The sequence below is a fragment of the Flavobacterium sp. genome (assembly GCF_040402895.1).
In the GTDB taxonomy this organism is placed as follows: domain Bacteria; phylum Bacteroidota; class Bacteroidia; order Flavobacteriales; family Flavobacteriaceae; genus Flavobacterium.
On the sequence record NZ_JBBALR010000007.1, the window covers coordinates 1 to 20,364 of the forward strand.

Consider the following 20,364-nt stretch of genomic DNA (forward strand, 5'->3'; position numbering starts at 1 on the left):
TGTAAGCTGCAGAAGTAAACGTAATACTTCCTCCTACACATACTGTAGTTGGAGAGGTAACTGTTCCGGCTTTAGCAGTTGGTGATACTGTAATTTTAACTTCATCTGTTATTACCGAACATGCGCCATTGATTACGCGTGCTCTAAACCATGTAGTTGCTGCTAAGTTACCTACCACTAATTCTCCAGTACCTGCCCCTGAATAAGAAGCACCTGTTGCTGTAGTAGCCGTTAAATTAGTAACCGCTGACCATACTGGTGTAGCATTAGTAGCGTTTACAAAGTTTATACTTCTTTCCCAAACTATTGTTGCTCCTGAAGTAGTACCTTCTAATGATAATGTTGTACTATTTGTAATTGAACTTGATAAAGCAGTTCCTGCTGTGTCAAATACCGTAGTTGATGGTGCCAACTGTGGCGCACAAACTGTTACATCACCTCCAGCAATTGTTCCTGCTGTTGGTGTAGTACTAACATTAATTTTAATAGCTGCCGATGTAGCTGAACTACAAACACCATTTGTTGCTACAATTCTAAACCAAGTATCTTGGGTTAAAGTTGGTGTTGTAAATGACATTAATGGGTTTACAGCTGATAAAGCTGATTGTTGAATTAATGATCCAACAGGAGTAAAGCCTTCCGTAGCGGATGTAGTTGACATTTGCCACTGTACATTTCCAATACTTCCTGCTGCTAATGATAAGTCTACTGTTGTTCCTTCACATGTAGTTGCAGTTGGCGTTAATCTTGTAACTATAGCAATAGCAGTCGCTTTTGAAACTACCCCTGCTTGTTGTTGTAATGCAACTTGTTGCGAAGTAACTGTAGTACCACATGAAGTAACAAGTACTCTATACTTCGTTCCTGTAGCAGGAAGCGATGTAGAAGATCTTGTAATATTCAAGGTTGCTGATGTAGCACCTGAATAATTAGCATTGTTTGAAATATTTGTCCAAACTGTAGTACTAGCTGTAGTTTGCATTTGCCACTGATACGAAGGTAAGTTAGCTCCTGAAACTTCAACCGAAATACTAGCTGTAGCTCCAATTGCTGCACAAATAGTAGGCGCTGTTGGCTGAGCCGTAATAGCACCATTACTAATCGTTAATTGTAACGTTGTAGTATGTGGACATCCACTTGAATTGGTAGTCACATAAGTGTAATCTCCACTTTCTGTATACGTTAGACCAGATAATGGCCATGTATAACTAATACATGCTGATTGCTCAACTGTTTCGAAAGATACTGGATTTACTGTTACAGCAACTGACTCTGAACGTAATGCACATCTGTTTGCATTTATAATCGAAACAGAATAATTACCTGACTGGTTAACTGTAATACTTTGTGTAGTAGCTCCAGTTGACCATGAATAACTTGTTGCTGGGCTAGCCGTTAAAACGACACTACCACCTGAACAAAACGTTGTTGGACCATCTGCTGTTATTGTAGCAGTGGTGTTATCAATAACTAAGTTAAGTACACTTGTTGCTTGACCACCTGGGTTTGTTACTGTAATAGCGCCACCCGTTGAAGTACTTGGTGCAGTAAATGTAATTGTGTTAGCATTTACAATATTGAAAGTCACCTCTGTAGTACCTACTTTCACACTAGAAACCGTGCTAAAATAATTTCCAGAAATAGTAACCGTACTACCCGCACAAACTGTTGCTGGACTATATGAAGCTACTTCAGGAGCAGGCACAATAACTGCAAGATTATCAATTGATAAATCGTAATCTCCTGATGTTCTGTTTCCTGTGATTTTGAATACTACATTTTGTCCTACATAAGAAGCTAATGAATAGGTTTTAGTTCTATAACCTGCTTCACCATCATTATTAATAGTTTCTAATGTTGTAAACGTGGCTCCACAATCTGAACTTACGGCTACTACAACATTTCCAGAACCTGCTGCTGGAGCAGCATAAGGAAAACTCCAATTTGATAATTGATAATCAAAACGTAAAGCCTGACCTGCTGTAATAGGTCCATAATTAGCCGTTGTTAAATAACCTGAAGGGGTACTAGACCAAATATTGATATATGCATTTGCGTCTGAATTACCTGTAGCTCCACGTATAGAACCAACAGCAAAACCTGCAGTAGACCATCCTGTTAAATTTGCAATATCATCAAATGTTTCTGTAAATGGAACCGCTCTTGGGTTACTATTCACTTGAGACGTGTTTGAATACGCTTCCTCACCAGTAGTTGTACAAGATACTCTTAAACGATATAAAATTGGATCTCCAGCAAATACAGGAGGAGAATAGGTAAGAGTATTTACTCCTGTTCCTCCAATTGCATCCACCCATTCTACACCATTGTCCGTAGATTGTTGCCACTGATAAGCTATACCAGCATCAAAAGATGCTCCGGTAATAGTAATTGAAGCAACAGGCGCTGCAGGACAAAGTGACTGAGCCGCTACGCTAACCGTTCCAGCTGTAGGCATCCCGCTACAAAGTGCAGAAACTGAAATATTATCAAATGATAAATAGTAATCACCAGAAATCCAGTTTCCAATAATTTTTAATTTAATATTCTCACCTGCATAAGGAGCTAAATCGTAGGATTTTTGTCTCCAACCTGTAACACCATCGTTATCTACTGTTTCTAAAGTAGTATAAGTAGCACCAAAGTTGGTTGAGATTTGAACTACAAAATTACCTGAACCTGCAGTTGGAGCAATAGAAGAATCATCATAATCTTGTAATTTATAATCAAATGTAAGAATATGATTGGTAGCTATAGTTCCTAAATTAGGTGTAGCAAAATTAGCTGATGTTGAAAATGAATATAAATTATCAGAAATTGCATTACCTGGATTTCCGCTAGGGAAAGAGCCTATAAAATACCCAGCATTAGACCATTGCTCTGGCAACGTAGTTGTTGCAAAACCTTCTGTCCATGGAACAGGAGAAATTAAAGGCATTGTAAATGCACTTGACGTTACCCAAGATCCCATTTCGCCATTTGCACACATACTTCTTACATGGAAATAATAGGTTGAACCTGAAGTTAAATCAGCAACTGAAACCGAATTTAAAGTAGTAGCCGTACCAGAAGTAGTAGGTGCTACGTTAGTGTCTGTAACTGCATATTCATAACCTTGAGGTGTTTGACCAACTGCTGGTGAAGTCCAAGACAATGTAGCAGTAGTTGTACCTGTAGGTAAAGCCGTTAAAGCAGTAGGCGCTAAACAGTCTGACGGAGTTGTAAATGAAGTTTCATTTGCAACTGTACAAGTAGCTGAGCCATTTACATTTTTAGCTACAACATACCAATAATAATTTGTCAAACCAAGTAAAGCTTGAGCATTGGTTAAGGTATAACTCGTAGTAGCAATATCTGCAGCTAAAAGAGACAACGCTCCTGAAGTAGTACCTAAGTACACATCATATAGTGATGCATTTGTAGCCGCCGCCCAAGTTAATGTTGGTGTTAAGTTAACAGTTGTAGCGGCATTCGCTGGTGTTGCATTTACAGCACACAATGGAGTTGGAGCCGATACACAAATGGTAAAGTTTCCTGTTCCTACACCTGTTGCTGCATGATACACTCTTACAAAATAAGTTTGACCAACAATAAATGGTCCCGCGTAGGTTTCTTCACCTCCTGTAGATGTGTTGTTTCTACAAACTAACTCAGTTAATGTACCTGTAGCCGTATTATCAGAAGAAGATAGTATTTGCATTGCTGCATTATATCCAGAAGCTGATTGTACTTTTACTTCATTTAATGTTGAAGTTGCCACAAATGAATACCATACGTCATCATCAGGCGTATTACAAGCAGCTGGCGTAGTTGGCGAAGCTGTTGCTACCAATGTATTTGGTAAAATACTTGATGTAGTTTGGCAAGAAGCATTTACGTTTAAAGCAATTGCTCCAGCGATGTTATCATTTGCTGGTGGATATAATACTTCATTCATAGCGATACTAAATTCGCCACTTCCACCTGAAGCTGAAGAACCAGCGCCATTATGGAATACTCTAACATAATAAAAACCTCCATCTGGAGTTAAATTAGTAGCGGTTAATGTTTCAATTAATCCACTACCTGTAGCATTCACACAAGAAATAGGAGTTAAATTTTCATCAAATAATTGTACTACCGCATCGTATAACGGAGAACTTCTAACTACAATAGAATATTCTGAAGCTGCTGTAGTTTCAAAAGCAAACCAAACGTCATCATCTTGGTTACCCGCTGTAGTCGCACAAGCTTGTCCTTTACCAGAATCTGTAGCTAATCTTGAGTGATAGTACAACCCACATAATTCAGAAGTTGGAGCAGTTGCAATATCTAAACCAAAAGCACCTGTTGGCTCATCATTTGCTGGAGCCACCAAAGTAGGCGCTGCAGTTAAACCTGAATACGTTCCTGGAGTAAAGGTATATTTAGAGTTACAGTTTGGCATATTTACCAAACCAGTTGGCGCAGTAGCAAAATCAAAATGATTGTAATTTGTTGTTTGTAAAGCAAATCTATTTACTGCTGTGGTACCTGAAGGCACACTACCATTCATACCAATACTATAAGAATATGCTGAATTGAACGTACCGTCAAACCCTTTAAAGTTACCATAGATGTATTCAATTTTATTTCCTTGCTCGTGTAATTTCACTTGGAAATTTAAGTCTGGTCCTGGAATTAAATATCTTTCCATTCCACTCCACTCAATAGTAATAATAGCCGAACCAGAACCTAAAGTTCCTTCAACAAAATATCGCATACATGCGTCTCTATTTGCATACGCTTGACCAGTTAAAACTAAATCATCCCAAAAAGGAGCTAAAACTAAATTTTGACCCGTTGAAGTTAAATCATTAGTCCAAGCATTTGAAGTAGATGCTGTATTAAAAGTCATCCAACCGTTTGTACATGCTCTAAAGCCAGTGATAGGTTGCCCTTGGTATTTAAAAGTTGTTCCTGTCAATAAAGTAACTGGAGATGTATTATCATCTCCACTAGTTGTTGATGTCCAAGTTCCTGAATAAGCTAAACCACTACCTCCTTTTGCAGGCATAATAGATTGGTAAGCCACACCACCAGCCGTATAACTAGTGTCATACGTACAAGTAACCACAGTAATTTGTTGTGCTTCAGAATAAGAAAATAAACCTGATCCACTACACGTTACCTTAGCGCGGTAGCTAATATTTGCTGAAACTGCTGGAGGCGTGTACGAAGCTGTAGTTGCTCCTGTTCCTGCGGTTGCATTGTTCCAAGTAATACCACCATCAGCAGATTCTTCCCATTGGAAAGTAATTCCTGTACCATTTGAAAAACCAGACAATGATATAGCTGAAGGCGCAGTTGCATTACATACAAATTGAGTAGCCGCATTTAACGTACCTGCTACTGGAGTATCTGTACAAGGAGGAGCTGCTTCTTGAGTAATGGCAACTTCATCAAAATACAAATAGTAATCACCATTTGACCAAGTAGCATTGAATCTAACATATAAATTACCACCGCTCGGTGTAAAAGTAACCGTTTTAGTAACACAAGAAGTACTTGGTGTATGATTCGTAGAATTTATAGTAGAATTCGGTACATCTGTCCATGGACCAGACGTAGAACTCGCATATTGAACCTTAAAACTACCAAAATTAGCAGGTGTTGCTCCTGCTCCACTCCAATTAATTACTTTATACTGATAAGAAAAAGTAAGAGGCATTCCATTGTTTCCTGATAGTAAAGGAGATGTTGGTGTACCAGTAGCCGCTCCGGAGTATAAGTTTTTTCTTATAGAGCCAGTTGTAGCACAAATATTTGAAGTTGTTCTACTGAAATCTGTCCAACCGTGTGTAGTAGTTGAAAAATTTTGAGTGTAGGCAACTTGCCCTATCGCATCTTGTATTCCTAAAAATAAAGATATAAGCAAAACACACAATATCCACGACGTTCGTCGGGAACTCAAATGACTAGTGGGCGAGGTCCCACTCCTTCCTGTTTTGGGCCACGTCCAAAAACGTGTGCTCCAATTGATGTAGTTATTCATCATGATTTAGTTATTGGTTAATAATTTGTAAATAATTTGTGAAAATAATAATAATAAAATTAAATACAATACATTTTTTTTGAAAAATTGTTGAAATGCAAAAAAAATCGATAAAAAACAAATTTTAACAACTATTGAAACGTCTCAACTAGAATATTTTTTTTTAACTAGATGATTTAGAATATATAAGCAAAAAGAGGCTGTCTTTCGACAGCCTGCTCTTGTTTTAAAATTTAATATCTTTTGTAAAGAAATTTATCTACGTCAAAATCAATTGGTACTAGGGTGTAAAAAAGAATGACGCAATCTAACCCAACACTTTTGTTCTTAACATACCATTTGTTAATACGTACTTTATCCGGCCATATTACCTCATCGTTAAATTGTTGTGGATGTTGTTGTTGATTTAATAATTCTTCTTCCTTTCGGTATTTTAAGGACGCTAAACCTGTAATACCTGGTTTAACAGTTAAAATGATTCGATCTTCTCCTTTTAATTCATCTGCGTAACCTGGAATATCAGGTCTTGGACCCACAAATGTCATTTCGCCCTTTATAATATTAATAATTTGTGGAAGTTCATCCAGTTTTGTTTTGCGCATAAAACGCCCCCAAACATTCGGTTGCGTTTTACCTACTGGAATGGTTCTAAATTTATAAATTGTAAATGGGCTTCCGTGTTTTCCAATACGGGTTTGTGTAAATAACATGGATAGAATTTAGTATTGCTAATATATAGATTTATATTCTCAAACCAAGATAATTAAAAACCAACCTTTCTTTTCGTGATAGGTTTAAAATTTGGCACAATCAAAAAAGAAGGTATTTAACGTTAAATTACATTACAACAACAGAATTTAATATTCAATCAAATAATCATAAAAATGTTGCTTAACTGAAACTCTACTTTTTATTAGTTTATCCAACACTTTACAGCAAAAAACCACACAAGGCGGATTAAATAAAACTTCACAATAAAACTAGTTATGAAATTTAATTGGTTTTGCAGGTATGCCTACTGCGGTACAATTATCTGGAATATCTTTAGTAACTACAGCACCTGCACCTATAATTGACCACTTGCCAATTTTTACACCTTGAATTACTTTAGCCCCAACTCCTATCTGAGCGCCTTCACCAATTGTGACATTGCCTGCAAGAGTAGCGTTTGGGCAAATGTGAACATAATCTTTAATAGTACAATCATGCTCAATAACAGCAGCAGTGTTAATTATACAATGGTTTCCTATTTCAACCGAAGCATTTACAATAACACCAGCCATAATAACGGTTCCATCACCTATTTTTGAGCTATTTGAAATAGTTGTACTTGGATGAATTAATGTAAAAAATTGTTGATTAATTTTATGACTCAATACTTGACGAACTTGATTATTGCCTATTGATATTAAAAATTTACAATTTTCTGAATTAAATAATTTTGCATCAACTATTTTCTGTTGAAAAAAATCATGAAAACTTGAGGGCTTATCATCAATAATTGCGGCAATATTTTGAGATATAGCATCCGCTATTTCAAAAACTACTTTTGCATGACCACTAGCGCCATATAAAACATATTTAGTTTCCATCAAATTTACTTATTGTGGCATGGTCAGCCTGGTTAATGTCTTTTGATTGTATAACATTCATTACTGTTGTTAAAATAATTTTTAAATCTAATAAAAAACTAACATTTTCAACATAAAATATGTCTAATTCAAATTTGTCTTTCCATGATATGGCATTTCTTCCGTTTATTTGTGCCCATCCCGTAATTCCAGGCCTTACTTCATGTCGTCTTTTTTGAAATTCATTATATAAAGGTAGATAAATGGTCAGTAATGGCCTAGGGCCTATTAAACTCATATCCCCTTTAATGACATTCAACAATTGAGGAATCTCATCTAAAGAAGTTTTACGAACAAAGGCGCCTATTTTAGTTAATCGTTCTGCATCTGACAATAAATTTCCCGCAACATCTTTCTTATCATTCATAGTTTTAAACTTGATAATAGTGAAAATTCGTTCGCGTTTTCCAGGTCTTGATTGTAAGAAAAAAGGATGGCCATGATTGGCAAAAAATAAACCTATAGTGATTATTATAAATAAAGGGCTTAGTAATAAAAACAATAGTAAAGATATTATGAAATCAAAAAGATATTTATAAAAATTCTTGTACATAAGCTTATATTTTAAGTAATTATAAAGTTAAAAGTATATCTACAATACGCTCAGATGTTTTGCCATCCCAAAGATGGGGTATTTTGCCTTGTTTCCAATTGCCGGAAAATAGTTTTTCCATTGTCGGCTTAATTGCCTTAGGGTCGGTTCCAATCAATTCATTAGTACCTTCTGTGATAGTCTCAGGTCTTTCCGTATTATCTCTTAACGTAATGCAAGGCACACCCAAGACAGTAGTTTCTTCTGTTATACCACCTGAATCGGTAACAACCGCTTTAGCTCTCTCTACTAAATAGTTGAATTCTAAATAACCTTGTGGCTCAATCAGATGTAAACGGGAATATCTCAGACCTATATTTTCTAAATTTTTGGCAGTTCTAGGGTGTACTGGAAATACTAATGGTAAATCCCCCGAATTAAAGATAATTTCATCCAAGAGCTCTTTTAACTTATGTTCCTCATCCACGTTTGCAGGACGATGCAAAGTCATTACCAAATATTCCTTCTCGATTAAACCAATTTCATCCCATATCATAGGTTTTTTAAAACGAGGAAGATTTTTAAGCAATGTATCAATCATAGTATTCCCGACAAAGAAGATTTGTTCTATATTAACACCACTTTTTAATAAATTCTCATTTGCAATTTCAGAAGTTGTAAAAAAATAGTTAGTAATTGCATCAGTTACAAGTCTATTTATTTCTTCGGGCATACTCCAATCATTAGAACGAATTCCAGCCTCAACATGAGCTACTTTTATATTTAGTTTTTGAGCCGTAATTGCACAGGCCATAGTTGAGGTTACATCACCAACAACAAGAACTAAATCTGTTGGATTCTCAATAAGTTCTTTTTCGAATCTAATCATAATATTAGCCGTTTGTTCGGCCTGAGTGCCTCCGCCAGATTCTAAATTAGCATGTGGTTCAGGAATTTCTAATTGCTCAAAAAAATCACCCGACATCTTTTTGTCATAATGCTGACCTGTATGTATTAAACGATAATTAATGTTTTTGTATTCTTTTTGAGCTTTATGAATTGCATGAATAATAGGGGCTATTTTCATAAAATTAGGCCTTGCGCCAGCTATTAATGTAATATTTTTCATTAAAATATAGTTAATTAATTATTTGCTTTATTTTATCTAAATATTTATTAGCGAGAACTTCTCTATCAAAATTTTGTTTTGCATATTGATAACCGCTCTCACCTTCAACTTCTAATCGTTTAGTGCAATTCAAATATTCTCTTATGATACGATCATATTCAAAAGTATTTTCTGGCTCTACATAAGTTCCTGCTTTTGCAGTTTCTACCAATTCACGAGAAACTCCATCAATAGCCATCAAGATCGGTATTTTACAAGAAAAATAATCAAACGTTTTATTTGAATACACCGTTTTAAAAGTATCTACTCGCTTCAGTACAGATGCACCCATTTCTGAAGCTATAATATATTTAAACACTTCTTTTTTTGGTACTGAATCTATAAATCTAACATTCTTGATAGCCATTTTTTCTGCTAGTTTCATCAATCTTGCCTTCTCCATACCTTGACCAATTAGCAAGAACAATACATTAGTGTCCTCTAAAGCTTTACCAGCTTCTAATACTTGCTCTAAATGGTTGGCAATGCCATGAGCTCCAACATAAGTAATTACAAAATTGCCTTCCAAATTATGTTGTTTTCTAAACTCCTCTCTGTCAAAAGTGGTTAATATCTCATCCGACAAACTAAAGTCAGCTGCATTAGGAATCATTATGAGTTTAGACGCACTGATACTCTTTACATCCCGTAGTGTATTATAAAAAGCTGGAGTCAGAACATTAATTAATGTAGCTTTTTTATATATAAATTTTTCAACAGCATATGCCATTTTTATAATCCACTTATTGGTCAACACTCCTGTATCAATTGCAGATTCAGGCCATAAATCTCTAATTTCAAAAACCATAGGAGCTTTTTTAAATCGAGAAATTAAATAGCCAGTTATTCCAACAAATAAGGGAGGAGAAGTAACAATTACCACGTCATATTTTCCTTTTACCTTAAATAATCCTGCCCAAAGAGATGAAAACATAAATGAAAAATAACCCCATAAACGGCCAAAGAAACCCCTATTATAAGATTCTGATACATGAGTTCGCTCTACAACTACTTCACCTTGTTTATTCTTTACAAAATACTTACCCTTGTACTCTTTTCTTTTTTCCAATCCGTTAGCGTGCATCATACCTGCAATTACAGATACTTCATGACCTTGAGCGGTCCAAGTTTTAGTCATCTCATTCCAACGAGAACCTCCAGAATCGTCTTCTTCTAAAAAATATTGATGTAATAATAATATTCTCATTTACAGATAAACTTTAATTTAGTTTCTATCGAGTATTTAAACTCAAAATATACTGATTTTTTTTGTTGTAATTGCCCATAATAATCTGAATTAAAAGAATCAAATTCATTATAGTGATTTCCTTCAGAACTTATTTCTAATTCTAAACTATTAGGATGCCAAATTTGTTTTTTTTCATAACTATCTAAACCTTTGAAAGAGTCTGTCACCAACCACACATAATCATGCTTACTAATTTTAACAACTCTTTGGTGAATAGCTTTATGTTCTAGGTGTCTAAAAGCATTTATACTTCCTGTAAAAACAAATGCTTCATCAGTTACTCTCCATTTTGCTTCTCTTTTCTGAGACCAGTAATACCAAATAAAACGACCGCCTTTAAGCATTTGGGAATGCTCACCTACCATAACAACATTATGTGATTTTGAACCCATAAAGAAGTTTAAGTTATCAGGTTCCGTATTGTATTTATAAGTGCCCGAATCTCTCAAGATATTTTCACCTTTATGCCATATATCAACATGCAAATTATCAGCCTGAGCCGGACGGTCTTTATGATTTCCACAACGAATAAATGTAAAGAAGTCACCATTTCTACATAAATAATAACCTCCAACATCAAAACTTTGAACTCCATATATTTTCCTAAGCGGAGAAAAATGTATTTTATTCTGAGCTCCTTGTACCCAATTGTAATCTTCATTAATAATATCTATCTGAAATAACAACTTCCCTGTAAGCACCTTATGCAGAGTGTTTAATTGAGGTCTATAGTCCCTATAATCGGTATCTGAAAATATAAAAAACAAAGCACCATCATTAGAACCATAATTAGGTAGCCAACCGTTTTCATTTTGCATGCATTGATACAAAAAGTTTAACGACTTGTAGGCTTTTTGATAAACTAAATCAGAAAATTGTTGGCTGTTTTTTTCAAAAATTGAAATACCGAAAGACAACAATTGTACCACAACTCTATGATAATTCATAGAAAACTGTAAAAAAGTACCGTCTTGATAAATCTGATAGGCAATTTCTTCTTCAAACCATTTTAAACCTTCTTCAGACCATTTTTTTGTTTCGGGAATAAATGGAAACAAAATGTTAGATAACGTTAGAAACAAAGTTTCTGTAATGGCATGATTGTTTCTAACAGCTATTCGAGAAAAATTAATATGATGATACACATGGTGAACTGAGGCATAAATTACATTTTGAATTTTTTGCCAACGTTTTTCTGTGAGGGCTTCTGAATTTTGATAAAAGTACAAAGCATAACACCAATTAAACATTCGCAAGGATATTTCCTGACTACAAAGCCAATTTGGCCCCTGGTTAATTGGGTTAGCATCAATCCAAGATTCTATTTCAGAAAAAATAAATTCTGATAAATCCTCATCAAAATGATAATCATATCGGATCAGGGTAAGAAAGTAGGAAAATCGAGATTTTTCCCAAACGTATTTTATATCTCCTGCCTCTTCTGATAAATCGGGAATTTCAGACCAATGTTTGGCAACATCGTAGCTGTAGCCGTTAGAAGGGTTGGTAATCCAGTCATAATCTTTTCCAATAAACAACCATTGTTCATTAAAATAATGCAATTCTCCACTTTTAATTCGTTCTGCTTTTTTCTTAAGAATTTCAGATGGTTTTTTATCAAATGTAAATTGCTCTTTTTCAGAAATAACGAATGGGTTTTTAGACTTATGCCATTCAGAAAGTGAAATAGGTTTCAGCAGAACCAAATCAGTTGGGTGTTTCTTTCTAAGCCTTCCTAACTTTTTTTCTAGTTCATGAAAAACGCGATATGCCACATAACGTGACCCCATGTTTTTGTAGAGTTGTATCGCTAAATTTATTTTCATTTCAATCTATTTAACTCATAATACTTTTCAGGTCTATTAGTTTGAATAATACGCATCGGATTTCCAACAACCGTGGAGTTATTTGGAATATCTTTGTTTACTAAAGAATTAGAACCAATAATAACATTATTGCCTATATTTATCTCTCCAAATACTACGCTACCTGCACCAATATATACATCATCACCAATCACTGGGACTTTTTTATCCCCAAAATTTCGACCTACTGTAACATTTTGATTAATTTGACAGTTATTACCAATTATGGTGTCTGAATGGATAACTATACCCAAGCCCCAATAACCTACTGTAAAATTTTTTCCTATGTTAGCTGATGAAGGTAACCAAATTGAAAAAAATAATCTATTTATATAAGACACTATTTTTCCTATTAGAGGCATTTTTATTACACAAAAAAAATGACCTAATCTATATAATATTACTGGCGGACTCATAGTAAAATGTTTTTTATTTTTTTTATACTTGTGTCCGTGCAATTTTCAATTACTTTTATTTTGAACAAGTTCTGTGCTTTTAGAATAGATAATTCATAGTCTGAATAAATCTCTTCTACTATTTTTGCCATTTCTTCAGTATTTCCAAATTTATAATATGCCATATTGGATTTTCCAACTGCTCTTAACATTGGTATGTCTGATGATAATATGGGTATTTTAGAGAATATATAATCAAGTAAACCATTAGGATAACCTTCTGTCTTTGATGAAAAAACTGCCAAATGATGAGAATTAATTGTTTCTAGCATCTTTTCTTTTTCTAACCAACCTTTAAAAAAAATTACATTTTCAAGTTTATTTGATTTAATACTATCGACAAACTCTTTTTGGTAACTTCCTGCTCCATAAACAAAAATAGAGAAATCTAATTTATTTTGTAATCTTTGTCCAAGTTCAATAATATCATCAACGCCTTTTGCCTTCTCTATTCTCGAAACAATTACAATCTTAAAAGTTATTTTATCATTCACTTTAAATTCAGGATAATTTAGATTTATAGATTCTTTAATTTTTAAATCATCAACCCAGTTTTCTATAACTAATAATTTATTTTTTTCTACTTTTCTGGATGAAAAGTAATCTTCCCAATACGAACTTTGGCAAACAATCTTATCGGTTAAATTAAAAACCCTATTTATAAAAAAAAGAAATTTCCTGTTATCAATGTCTGAAATTAAATGCCCCGAAACAGGAAATATAATTATTTTTTTTCTGAGTAACTTTGACAATAATATTGGCAGAAATTTATCAACATATGAACCTGAACCACTTAGGAATATAAAAATTTGTTTTGCTTTAACGTTTAATAAAATAGTGTATAGAAATTTAAATTGACGGCTTATAATATCAGGTAACCTTTTATAAACTCTAGTTTCAACAATGTCTTTTAATGTTGTGTCCATCTCTATAATTTGATAGCCTTCTTTGATTAGTCCGTCACGTAGGGTAGTGGAAGCAAAATATACACCTCCATAATGTCCGTTTTTTGGTTTTTTAAAAGAGCCAATAAATAATATTTTATTTTTCATTTTGTAATAATTTCAAATACTGTTTTAAAATAACTTTTTTACTAAATTCCTTCTTTGCTAAATAATAATTCTTGTCGCCCATACTTTTTTGTTGAAGTGTTGTGGAATCTATAGCTTTAATTAACGCGTTTTTAATTGATTCTGGATTATTACTCTCACATAAAAATCCATTCTCACTTTCTTTTATAAATAATGGCACATCTGAAACTTTTGATACTATTACAGGCTTACCCATTGACATTGCTTCACAAATTGTGTTTGGAAAACCTTCAAAATGACTAAACAAACCTACAAAATCTGCATCAGCATATTTCTTTTTAATTTCTTTAGTTTGGTCATATAGCTTTAAAACTTTATTTAATTGAAAATGATCTATTTTTTTTTGTTGCTCTTTATAATATGAATTGTCCATAGATATATTACCATACCAATTAATTTTCAATTTGAACCTATATTGGCTTGAAATTAACAAAAGCGCATCAATTAATCCATCTAGGTTTTTTACTTCTCTATAACTTGCAGCAATGACAATGTTTGTAATGTCACTTTTAAGAAGTAAGGAATTATTATATTTAGGTATTTCAACTGAATTATAAATTACTTTCAGTTTATTCTTATCAATCTTTGGAATAATATTTTTTACTAACTCAATGTTATTATGTGAATTAGCTACTACAAAATCCGCAAAAAAATGTACCTTTCTATAAAATCTTAATTTTATATTACTCAATATTTCAGGATTTGCGCTTCGTTCACCTACAATTAATTTCCATTTTCGAAAAGGAAACCCTGACAAAGTCACCATAAAATTTGAAGCTTCCAAAAAGGAAAGCACTACATCTGGTTTATGCTTACGGATTGCTTTTCTAACTTTCAATAAACGCAAAAGGTAATTTTTTTCAACAATTGTATTATTGGTTATTACATATTTATCCAATTCTGGTTTAAAGAAATCAATTTTATGATAAGTCAAAAAAGAAACCTCATGGCCTTTGTCTATAAAGCCCTTCGCCAATTCTATTAGTTGACGTTGAGCCCCCCCTGAACCAAGACTATCTATACAACAAAGGATTTTCATAATGTCTTTATTTTATTAAGTCCATAAAAGATATGTGAAATTATAATTGCAAGTAATAACCACATCAATTTATTATTTATTGCGCCACCAGACTTTAATACTGTTGTTAAATAAAAGATTAGTAAAACCATTATTAATACATCACCTTTTATAAAACTATTTATTGCTCGCTTCATGTGTAAAATAATAAAATATAAAAAGATACATAAACCAATCAATCCGCTAGTAACTAAAATATACAAAAATAGATTATGAGCATCTTTTCCACTTCCGTAAATAATTATCATTTCAGTTTCAAAACCTGTAGCGCCATAGCCTAATAAAGGCCGATTTTTCCAAAGCTCAATCACGTCCTCCCAAATGTCACTTCTCCCAGCAGTACTTCCCTTTTCCAAACTTTCTGTTAATCTTGTAAACATTAAGTCTGACTCCTTTACTTTATCTATTAAATAATTGGAAATAACTACTAATAAACCAATAAATATAATTTTTTTAATGAAAGTAGACTTTTTCATTATAAACATAAACAAGACTACTATAACTGTAGATATTAATGCTCCTCTTGAACCCGATAAAATTATTAAATTAACAAAACTAGGAATTACTATCAATACTAATAACCCCTTTTTCTGAAAGGTTTTAGATGGGTTTAAAATAAAGTATAATGAAAAAGCAATGGCTAAACCCGCTAAAACACCTACTGTATTAGGGTTGTTCCCAAAAAAAGTAATTCTTGTTACGTTCTCTTCAAATTCTTGTCCAATACCTATACCAAATAACAATAGGATACTCATAAATACAATGCTCACAATGAAATAAAGCAATATTGAATTTACCTGAATATTTTGTTTTTTTATATCAGATGCTATCAACCAATATAAAAGTATGTTTTGAAATAGCGTAAAATTGAAAACACTAACTTTATTTATTCCTACATAATTTAACATATTTAAAACAAGCATCAAAACATATAAATATAATAGTATTCTTACATATTTAAATATTGAAGAATCAAAACTATCTTTACCAATTAAAAAAGCCGAAACAGCATAACCAAATCCTGCCATTTTAGTAACTGAAAAAAAAGAGGCAATACCAAAAGGATCCCAATACTCAAAAGGTAACGAGAGTATAAAAAGAAAAAGTGAAAATCTTTTTATTTTTAATAGGAATTGTCTATTCATTCAAAGTTAATTCATTTATTATGTCTTCTATCATCCAAGTTTGAGGTATAAATTTTACCTTGTAAAACTGTAAATCTTCTGTCCAATATCCTTCACATTTGTCATATGCTATGCTTGAATAAGCGTAACTAATTTCAACAATTAATGGTTTTTGGTTTTTGTCAAAAATAAAATCGAAAGCAATTGATTGAGATTTTAATATTTTATTTACTTGAAATGCAATTTCAACACATTTAACATCAATTTCTTCAACTTTATAATTGATAGTACCACTCCCTGAAGCCCTAAAATCTCCATTTCTTACCATACGTTTTAAACCAAATGCCTTGTTACCAACTATAATAACCCTAATGTCTGAATTATTATTAGGAATAAATTCTTGAAAGTAGGCATACCCCTTTTCTGGCGAGGCTAATTTAGCATATTCAGTCGAAACAAACATTCTACCAAATGATTTCACCACTTGCTTTAAGGATTTTGTTCCCGATTTATATTTAATAATAGTGTCTAAAAAATAGGCTTTGCCATCAAATTGATTAAAGCCTTTTCCAAAGGCTTTATTAATAATTTTTAAACATTCTGATTTTGTTTTGACTAACCTAACGTTAGCAGAACCCGCTCCACCCTTTAACTTAAATACTTTAGGGTAAGTGGTTTGGTTTGCCCAATCTAAAGCTTCTTTTTTATCATAAAAAATATAACTTGTTACTATGGGCGCACCAATTGCTTCCAGTAAATATTTTTGTGCTACTTTATCGTCAAAATGCCAAGCAGTATTAAAGTTTGGAAAGACTTTAATGCCGGCGTGTTCCAAAGCAAATAATATTTTTTTTGCAGCAATTACATCTTTGTAAATTCCGTGGCTATAATGCCACATTAATACATCGCAATCCTTAATCTGAAGAATTATATCATTATCAAAAGCATTTACAATTTTATATGCAATGTTTTTTTGATCACAATAGGAAATCCATCGGTCAGAAAAACTCGTTTTTGCGTGGTGTATGGCTAATTTCATTTCGTTAATTTCTTTATTAAAATTTCTTTTGACAAATCAGCATGTGCCTCACATCGCATTAAATTTAAAAGCAATGCTGTACCTTTATTTGAAGAAAAAGTGACCCCAAGTTTAATAAGTAATGCGCTTAAATATCTATTTTTAATAAAAACATTTGCTGTCCAACTATTCGAATATAATTTATTTTTTTGTTGGACAAAAGCATTCCATTCCACTGATATATCTTTTTGAATAATACCCGAATAATTTTCAAACCTGTTTTTAATTTCACTAAGTTCGCCACCTGAAATTAAAGATAAATTAAAATCAGTTCTGCTTTGTTTTACAAAAATTGGAGTTGCTTTGATATCTTTTTTCATATTAATTTCAACTTCTAAAACAATTCCTTTATACCAATCCTCATATGCTGATGTTTTAGTAAATAAGAAATTTCCTAAACTATAATAAATAGGTTTATCCTTATACGTTTCCATACCACTAATACAATGTGTATGGTGACCAACTACAACATCGGCACCCATATCAACATAAAAACGATATTGTTTTTGAATTCTAGGACTAGGTAAATTATAATATTCGTGACCACCGTGAACAATTACAAAAACAAAATCACTCTTCATTTTAGCTTCTTGTATGGCTTTGACATCATCAATTATATTCATTCCATTTGCTCCAGCTGAAACATCTGTAGCTGATGCCCATTCATTTTCGGCAATATTTATAATAGCTAATTTACCTACATCCGTTTCTAAATAAAAAACTTTTGCCGCGGCTGCTTTATTTTTTCCTGCCCCAACAGTTGCAATAGCGTTTTTATCACAAAATAATATTGTATCAATTACACCTTGCTCGTCATAATCAAGCACATGATTATTTGCTAAAGTACATAAATTAACATTTAAAACTTTTAATGTTTCTAAAGTACTTTTAATATCTGATTTAAGATGTGGTCCAGTTTTTAAAATTTTCGAATTATTATTTGTTAATGGAGCCTCCAAATTTACAATATTATAATCAGATTTCGAAAATAGATCTTTTATCTCCATGCTCATTTGTAAAGAAGAGAAAAGATGAGTGATAACAAAGTCTCCTGTGATAAGAATTTTCATAATTACTGTTTTACAAAGCTATACCATGTTTTTAATTTAGATTTTAAATCAGCAAATACTTTGAGTTTGAATTTTTTTTCATCTTTACTTGTCTTGTAAAAATTAAGGTATTTTATTGTACCTACTTTTGTACTAAAGTTTTGCTCAAACACCAATTTAGAAAAATTAGATAAATTATCAAAAAATTCTTTATCATTTATTAGTTTTTTTATTTCTGAATAATTAATTTTTAAACAACTTTCTGAAGCTATGCTTCTTCCTGAAAAATTAGTGTCAAAAAACGACATGAAATTATTTCCACTAACTAAAATAGGGAATTCAGAATTTTTTGCTGTTGTCAAAATTGGTTTTCCTAATGCCGTTGCTTCCATTATTCCTCTACCAGTTGCAATAACAGCATCTGCTAAATATAACATATCTGATGCCTTAATTGTATATTCATCTTGATTTAGGATAGTAATTGGCAGGTTTTTGATTTTTAATTGGATTTCATCAGATACATCTTTTTCTTGTATAGTACCTATAAGATATAAATGTATGTTAAGTCCTTCTTGAGATAATCTTTCTACTAAACGAATACTATCCTCAATACTTTTTTTATAAGCTAAACCTATACGAGCAATTCTAACGAAACAAAAGGACTCTTTTTTCATTAATTTTTTCTCAAAATTAATATCAAGTAGTTTAGGATTAACTCGATTAGGAATTACAATTATATTAGCTTTATTAAATTTATTATTTTCCTTAAACCATTTTAAATTTTCCTCACTAAATAAAATTAAATTCTTAATTAATGGAAATTCATTATAATTTGGTCCACCACATTTGTTCAAAAAAACTTGATATTTGTTCAAGTTAAAGAACAATCCAAATGTATCATAAGCCGCTAAATCAAAAAAATGCAAAACTTCCGGTTTGTAATCTGAAAGTAAATATTGCACTTCTTTTTTGTATTTTAGAAAATTTTTACCATTATAAAAAATATGTTTTTTAAAATAAGGATTGTCTTCAAGTACTATGCTTTTTCCAATTCCATAGGTGCAAATACCTACTTCAACATCTTCTCCAAGTGCTTGAGATATGTGGTTAAGAGAGTGAAAGTGCCCTCCTCTTCCATGTCCTCTTACGGTAATAATAAATAATATTCTCATATCACTCTTTGTTCTACTTCCAAATCTATTTGGTATTTCTTCCATACTTGTTTTTTCACTTCTGTAATAATATCCAGAATATCTTGTCCAGTAGCATTATTATAATTAATAATAAATCCTCCGTGTTTTTCTGAAATTTTTGCACCACCTATAGCATAAGCTTTTAAACCTAATTCGTCCATTATAGCGCCAACATAATAGCCCTCAGGTCTTTTAAAAACACTACCTCCATTAGGAAACTCTTTAGGTTGTTTTGCCCATCGCTGTGCTTTTATGGTCTCCATTTTTTCAGAAATAATTTCTTTATTCCCTTTTTTCAATTGTAACCAAGCTTTCAGTACAATTTTGTCAGTGTTTTTTTGAAAAAAACTATTTCGGTATTCAAACGAAATATCATCTTTAAGAATTTCTTTGATTGTATTATCTGTCAAATCTAGATAACGAACTTTTACTAATACATCTTTGATCTCCTCTCCACTAGCGCCTGCATTCATCACCACAGCACCACCCAAAGAACTTGGTATATCCCAAAAAACTTCTAAACCACTTAACTCATGATCTAAGGCAAATTGGGCAGCATCCCACATCATGGCGCCAGCTTCAATTTCTAAAAGCCCTGCTTCCGTTAGATTAATTTTATTAAAATTACTATTAAAAATTATGAAGTCTTCCGTATAATATTCTTTAGCTAAAATTATGTTATGACCACTACCCAAAAGAACATTTTTAGTGTCTTTATTTTTTTGATAATACTCTTGAATTTCTTCTTCACAGTCAAAAAAAATAGCCCTATTACATTTTGCTTTGATTCTGTAGGAATTAAAGCTCGTTAAATCAAAATGATTATAAAATTTCATTC

15 protein-coding genes are annotated in these 20,364 nt (G+C 32.4%); all 15 read right to left on the reverse strand.

What is annotated here, in order from left to right:
* The coding region (locus tag ABWP60_RS07280) for a beta strand repeat-containing protein (protein WP_353150615.1) at positions 1–5,896 on the reverse strand (5,896 nt) is incomplete at its 3' end.
* A 350-nt stretch (positions 5,897–6,246) separates the two neighbouring features.
* Positions 6,247–6,723: a sugar transferase gene (locus ABWP60_RS07285; protein WP_353150617.1), complete on the reverse strand. Its 477-nt coding sequence runs from the start codon at positions 6,721–6,723 to the stop codon at positions 6,247–6,249.
* Between the two features lie 270 nt (positions 6,724–6,993).
* The gene (locus ABWP60_RS07290) at positions 6,994–7,605 is read right to left on the reverse strand and encodes an acetyltransferase (RefSeq protein WP_353150619.1); all 612 of its coding nucleotides are present in this window, start codon (positions 7,603–7,605) and stop codon (positions 6,994–6,996) included.
* A complete protein-coding gene (locus ABWP60_RS07295; RefSeq protein ID WP_353150621.1) occupies positions 7,595–8,197 on the reverse strand; it encodes a sugar transferase in 603 nt (200 codons plus the stop codon). The genes ABWP60_RS07290 and ABWP60_RS07295 overlap by 11 nt, the downstream gene beginning before the upstream one ends.
* A 19-nt stretch (positions 8,198–8,216) precedes the next feature.
* A complete protein-coding gene (gene wecB, locus ABWP60_RS07300; protein ID WP_353150624.1) occupies positions 8,217–9,305 on the reverse strand; it encodes a non-hydrolyzing UDP-N-acetylglucosamine 2-epimerase in 1,089 nt (362 codons plus the stop codon).
* Between the two features lie 10 nt (positions 9,306–9,315).
* Positions 9,316–10,551 (reverse strand): glycosyltransferase family 4 protein, encoded by a 1,236-nt coding sequence (locus ABWP60_RS07305; protein ID WP_353150626.1) that lies wholly within the window; start codon positions 10,549–10,551, stop codon positions 9,316–9,318.
* The gene (locus ABWP60_RS07310; RefSeq protein WP_353150628.1) at positions 10,548–12,419 is read right to left on the reverse strand and encodes a heparinase II/III family protein; all 1,872 of its coding nucleotides are present in this window, start codon (positions 12,417–12,419) and stop codon (positions 10,548–10,550) included. Before ABWP60_RS07310 ends, ABWP60_RS07305 begins: the two co-directional genes overlap by 4 nt.
* Positions 12,416–12,874, reverse strand: a complete 459-nt coding sequence (locus tag ABWP60_RS07315; RefSeq protein WP_353150631.1) for a serine O-acetyltransferase — start codon at positions 12,872–12,874, stop codon at positions 12,416–12,418. Before ABWP60_RS07315 ends, ABWP60_RS07310 begins: the two co-directional genes overlap by 4 nt.
* A complete protein-coding gene (locus ABWP60_RS07320) occupies positions 12,871–13,965 on the reverse strand; it encodes a glycosyltransferase (RefSeq protein WP_353150633.1) in 1,095 nt (364 codons plus the stop codon). Before ABWP60_RS07320 ends, ABWP60_RS07315 begins: the two co-directional genes overlap by 4 nt.
* Positions 13,955–15,043, reverse strand: a complete 1,089-nt coding sequence (locus ABWP60_RS07325) for a glycosyltransferase (protein ID WP_353150636.1) — start codon at positions 15,041–15,043, stop codon at positions 13,955–13,957. The genes ABWP60_RS07320 and ABWP60_RS07325 overlap by 11 nt, the downstream gene beginning before the upstream one ends.
* Positions 15,040–16,227, reverse strand: coding sequence for an O-antigen ligase family protein (locus ABWP60_RS07330; RefSeq protein ID WP_353150639.1), 1,188 nt, complete (start codon positions 16,225–16,227; stop codon positions 15,040–15,042). Before ABWP60_RS07330 ends, ABWP60_RS07325 begins: the two co-directional genes overlap by 4 nt.
* Complete coding sequence (locus ABWP60_RS07335) at positions 16,220–17,245, reverse strand: ATP-grasp domain-containing protein (protein ID WP_353150642.1); 1,026 nt, start codon at positions 17,243–17,245, stop codon at positions 16,220–16,222. The genes ABWP60_RS07330 and ABWP60_RS07335 overlap by 8 nt, the downstream gene beginning before the upstream one ends.
* Entirely contained in the window at positions 17,242–18,354 is a 1,113-nt protein-coding gene (locus ABWP60_RS07340; RefSeq protein WP_353150645.1) for a CapA family protein, read from the reverse strand. Before ABWP60_RS07340 ends, ABWP60_RS07335 begins: the two co-directional genes overlap by 4 nt.
* A gap of 2 nt (positions 18,355–18,356) precedes the next feature.
* Complete coding sequence (locus ABWP60_RS07345) at positions 18,357–19,550, reverse strand: glycosyltransferase family protein (RefSeq protein WP_353150648.1); 1,194 nt, start codon at positions 19,548–19,550, stop codon at positions 18,357–18,359.
* A complete protein-coding gene (gene murB / locus ABWP60_RS07350; RefSeq protein ID WP_353150651.1) occupies positions 19,502–20,362 on the reverse strand; it encodes a UDP-N-acetylmuramate dehydrogenase in 861 nt (286 codons plus the stop codon). Before murB ends, ABWP60_RS07345 begins: the two co-directional genes overlap by 49 nt.
* Between the last annotated feature and the right edge of the window lie 2 nt (positions 20,363–20,364).

Bases quoted from the DNA above. Each gene is read 5' to 3' on its own strand.
- ABWP60_RS07345 (WP_353150648.1), bottom strand. From the start codon at position 19,550: ATGGAAGAAATACCAAATAGATTTGGAAGTAGAACAAAGAGTGATATG.
- ABWP60_RS07325 (WP_353150636.1), bottom strand. From the start codon at position 15,043: ATGAAAATCCTTTGTTGTATAGATAGTCTTGGTTCAGGGGGGGCTCAA.
- ABWP60_RS07330 (WP_353150639.1), bottom strand. From the start codon at position 16,227: ATGAATAGACAATTCCTATTAAAAATAAAAAGATTTTCACTTTTTCTT.
- ABWP60_RS07335 (WP_353150642.1), bottom strand. From the start codon at position 17,245: ATGAAATTAGCCATACACCACGCAAAAACGAGTTTTTCTGACCGATGG.
- ABWP60_RS07310 (WP_353150628.1), bottom strand. From the start codon at position 12,419: ATGAAAATAAATTTAGCGATACAACTCTACAAAAACATGGGGTCACGT.
- murB (WP_353150651.1), bottom strand. From the start codon at position 20,362: ATGAAATTTTATAATCATTTTGATTTAACGAGCTTTAATTCCTACAGA.
- ABWP60_RS07290 (WP_353150619.1), bottom strand. From the start codon at position 7,605: ATGGAAACTAAATATGTTTTATATGGCGCTAGTGGTCATGCAAAAGTA.
- ABWP60_RS07320 (WP_353150633.1), bottom strand. From the start codon at position 13,965: ATGAAAAATAAAATATTATTTATTGGCTCTTTTAAAAAACCAAAAAAC.
- wecB (WP_353150624.1), bottom strand. From the start codon at position 9,305: ATGAAAAATATTACATTAATAGCTGGCGCAAGGCCTAATTTTATGAAA.
- ABWP60_RS07285 (WP_353150617.1), bottom strand. From the start codon at position 6,723: ATGTTATTTACACAAACCCGTATTGGAAAACACGGAAGCCCATTTACA.
- ABWP60_RS07295 (WP_353150621.1), bottom strand. From the start codon at position 8,197: ATGTACAAGAATTTTTATAAATATCTTTTTGATTTCATAATATCTTTA.
- ABWP60_RS07305 (WP_353150626.1), bottom strand. From the start codon at position 10,551: ATGAGAATATTATTATTACATCAATATTTTTTAGAAGAAGACGATTCT.
- ABWP60_RS07315 (WP_353150631.1), bottom strand. From the start codon at position 12,874: ATGAGTCCGCCAGTAATATTATATAGATTAGGTCATTTTTTTTGTGTA.
- ABWP60_RS07340 (WP_353150645.1), bottom strand. From the start codon at position 18,354: ATGAAAATTCTTATCACAGGAGACTTTGTTATCACTCATCTTTTCTCT.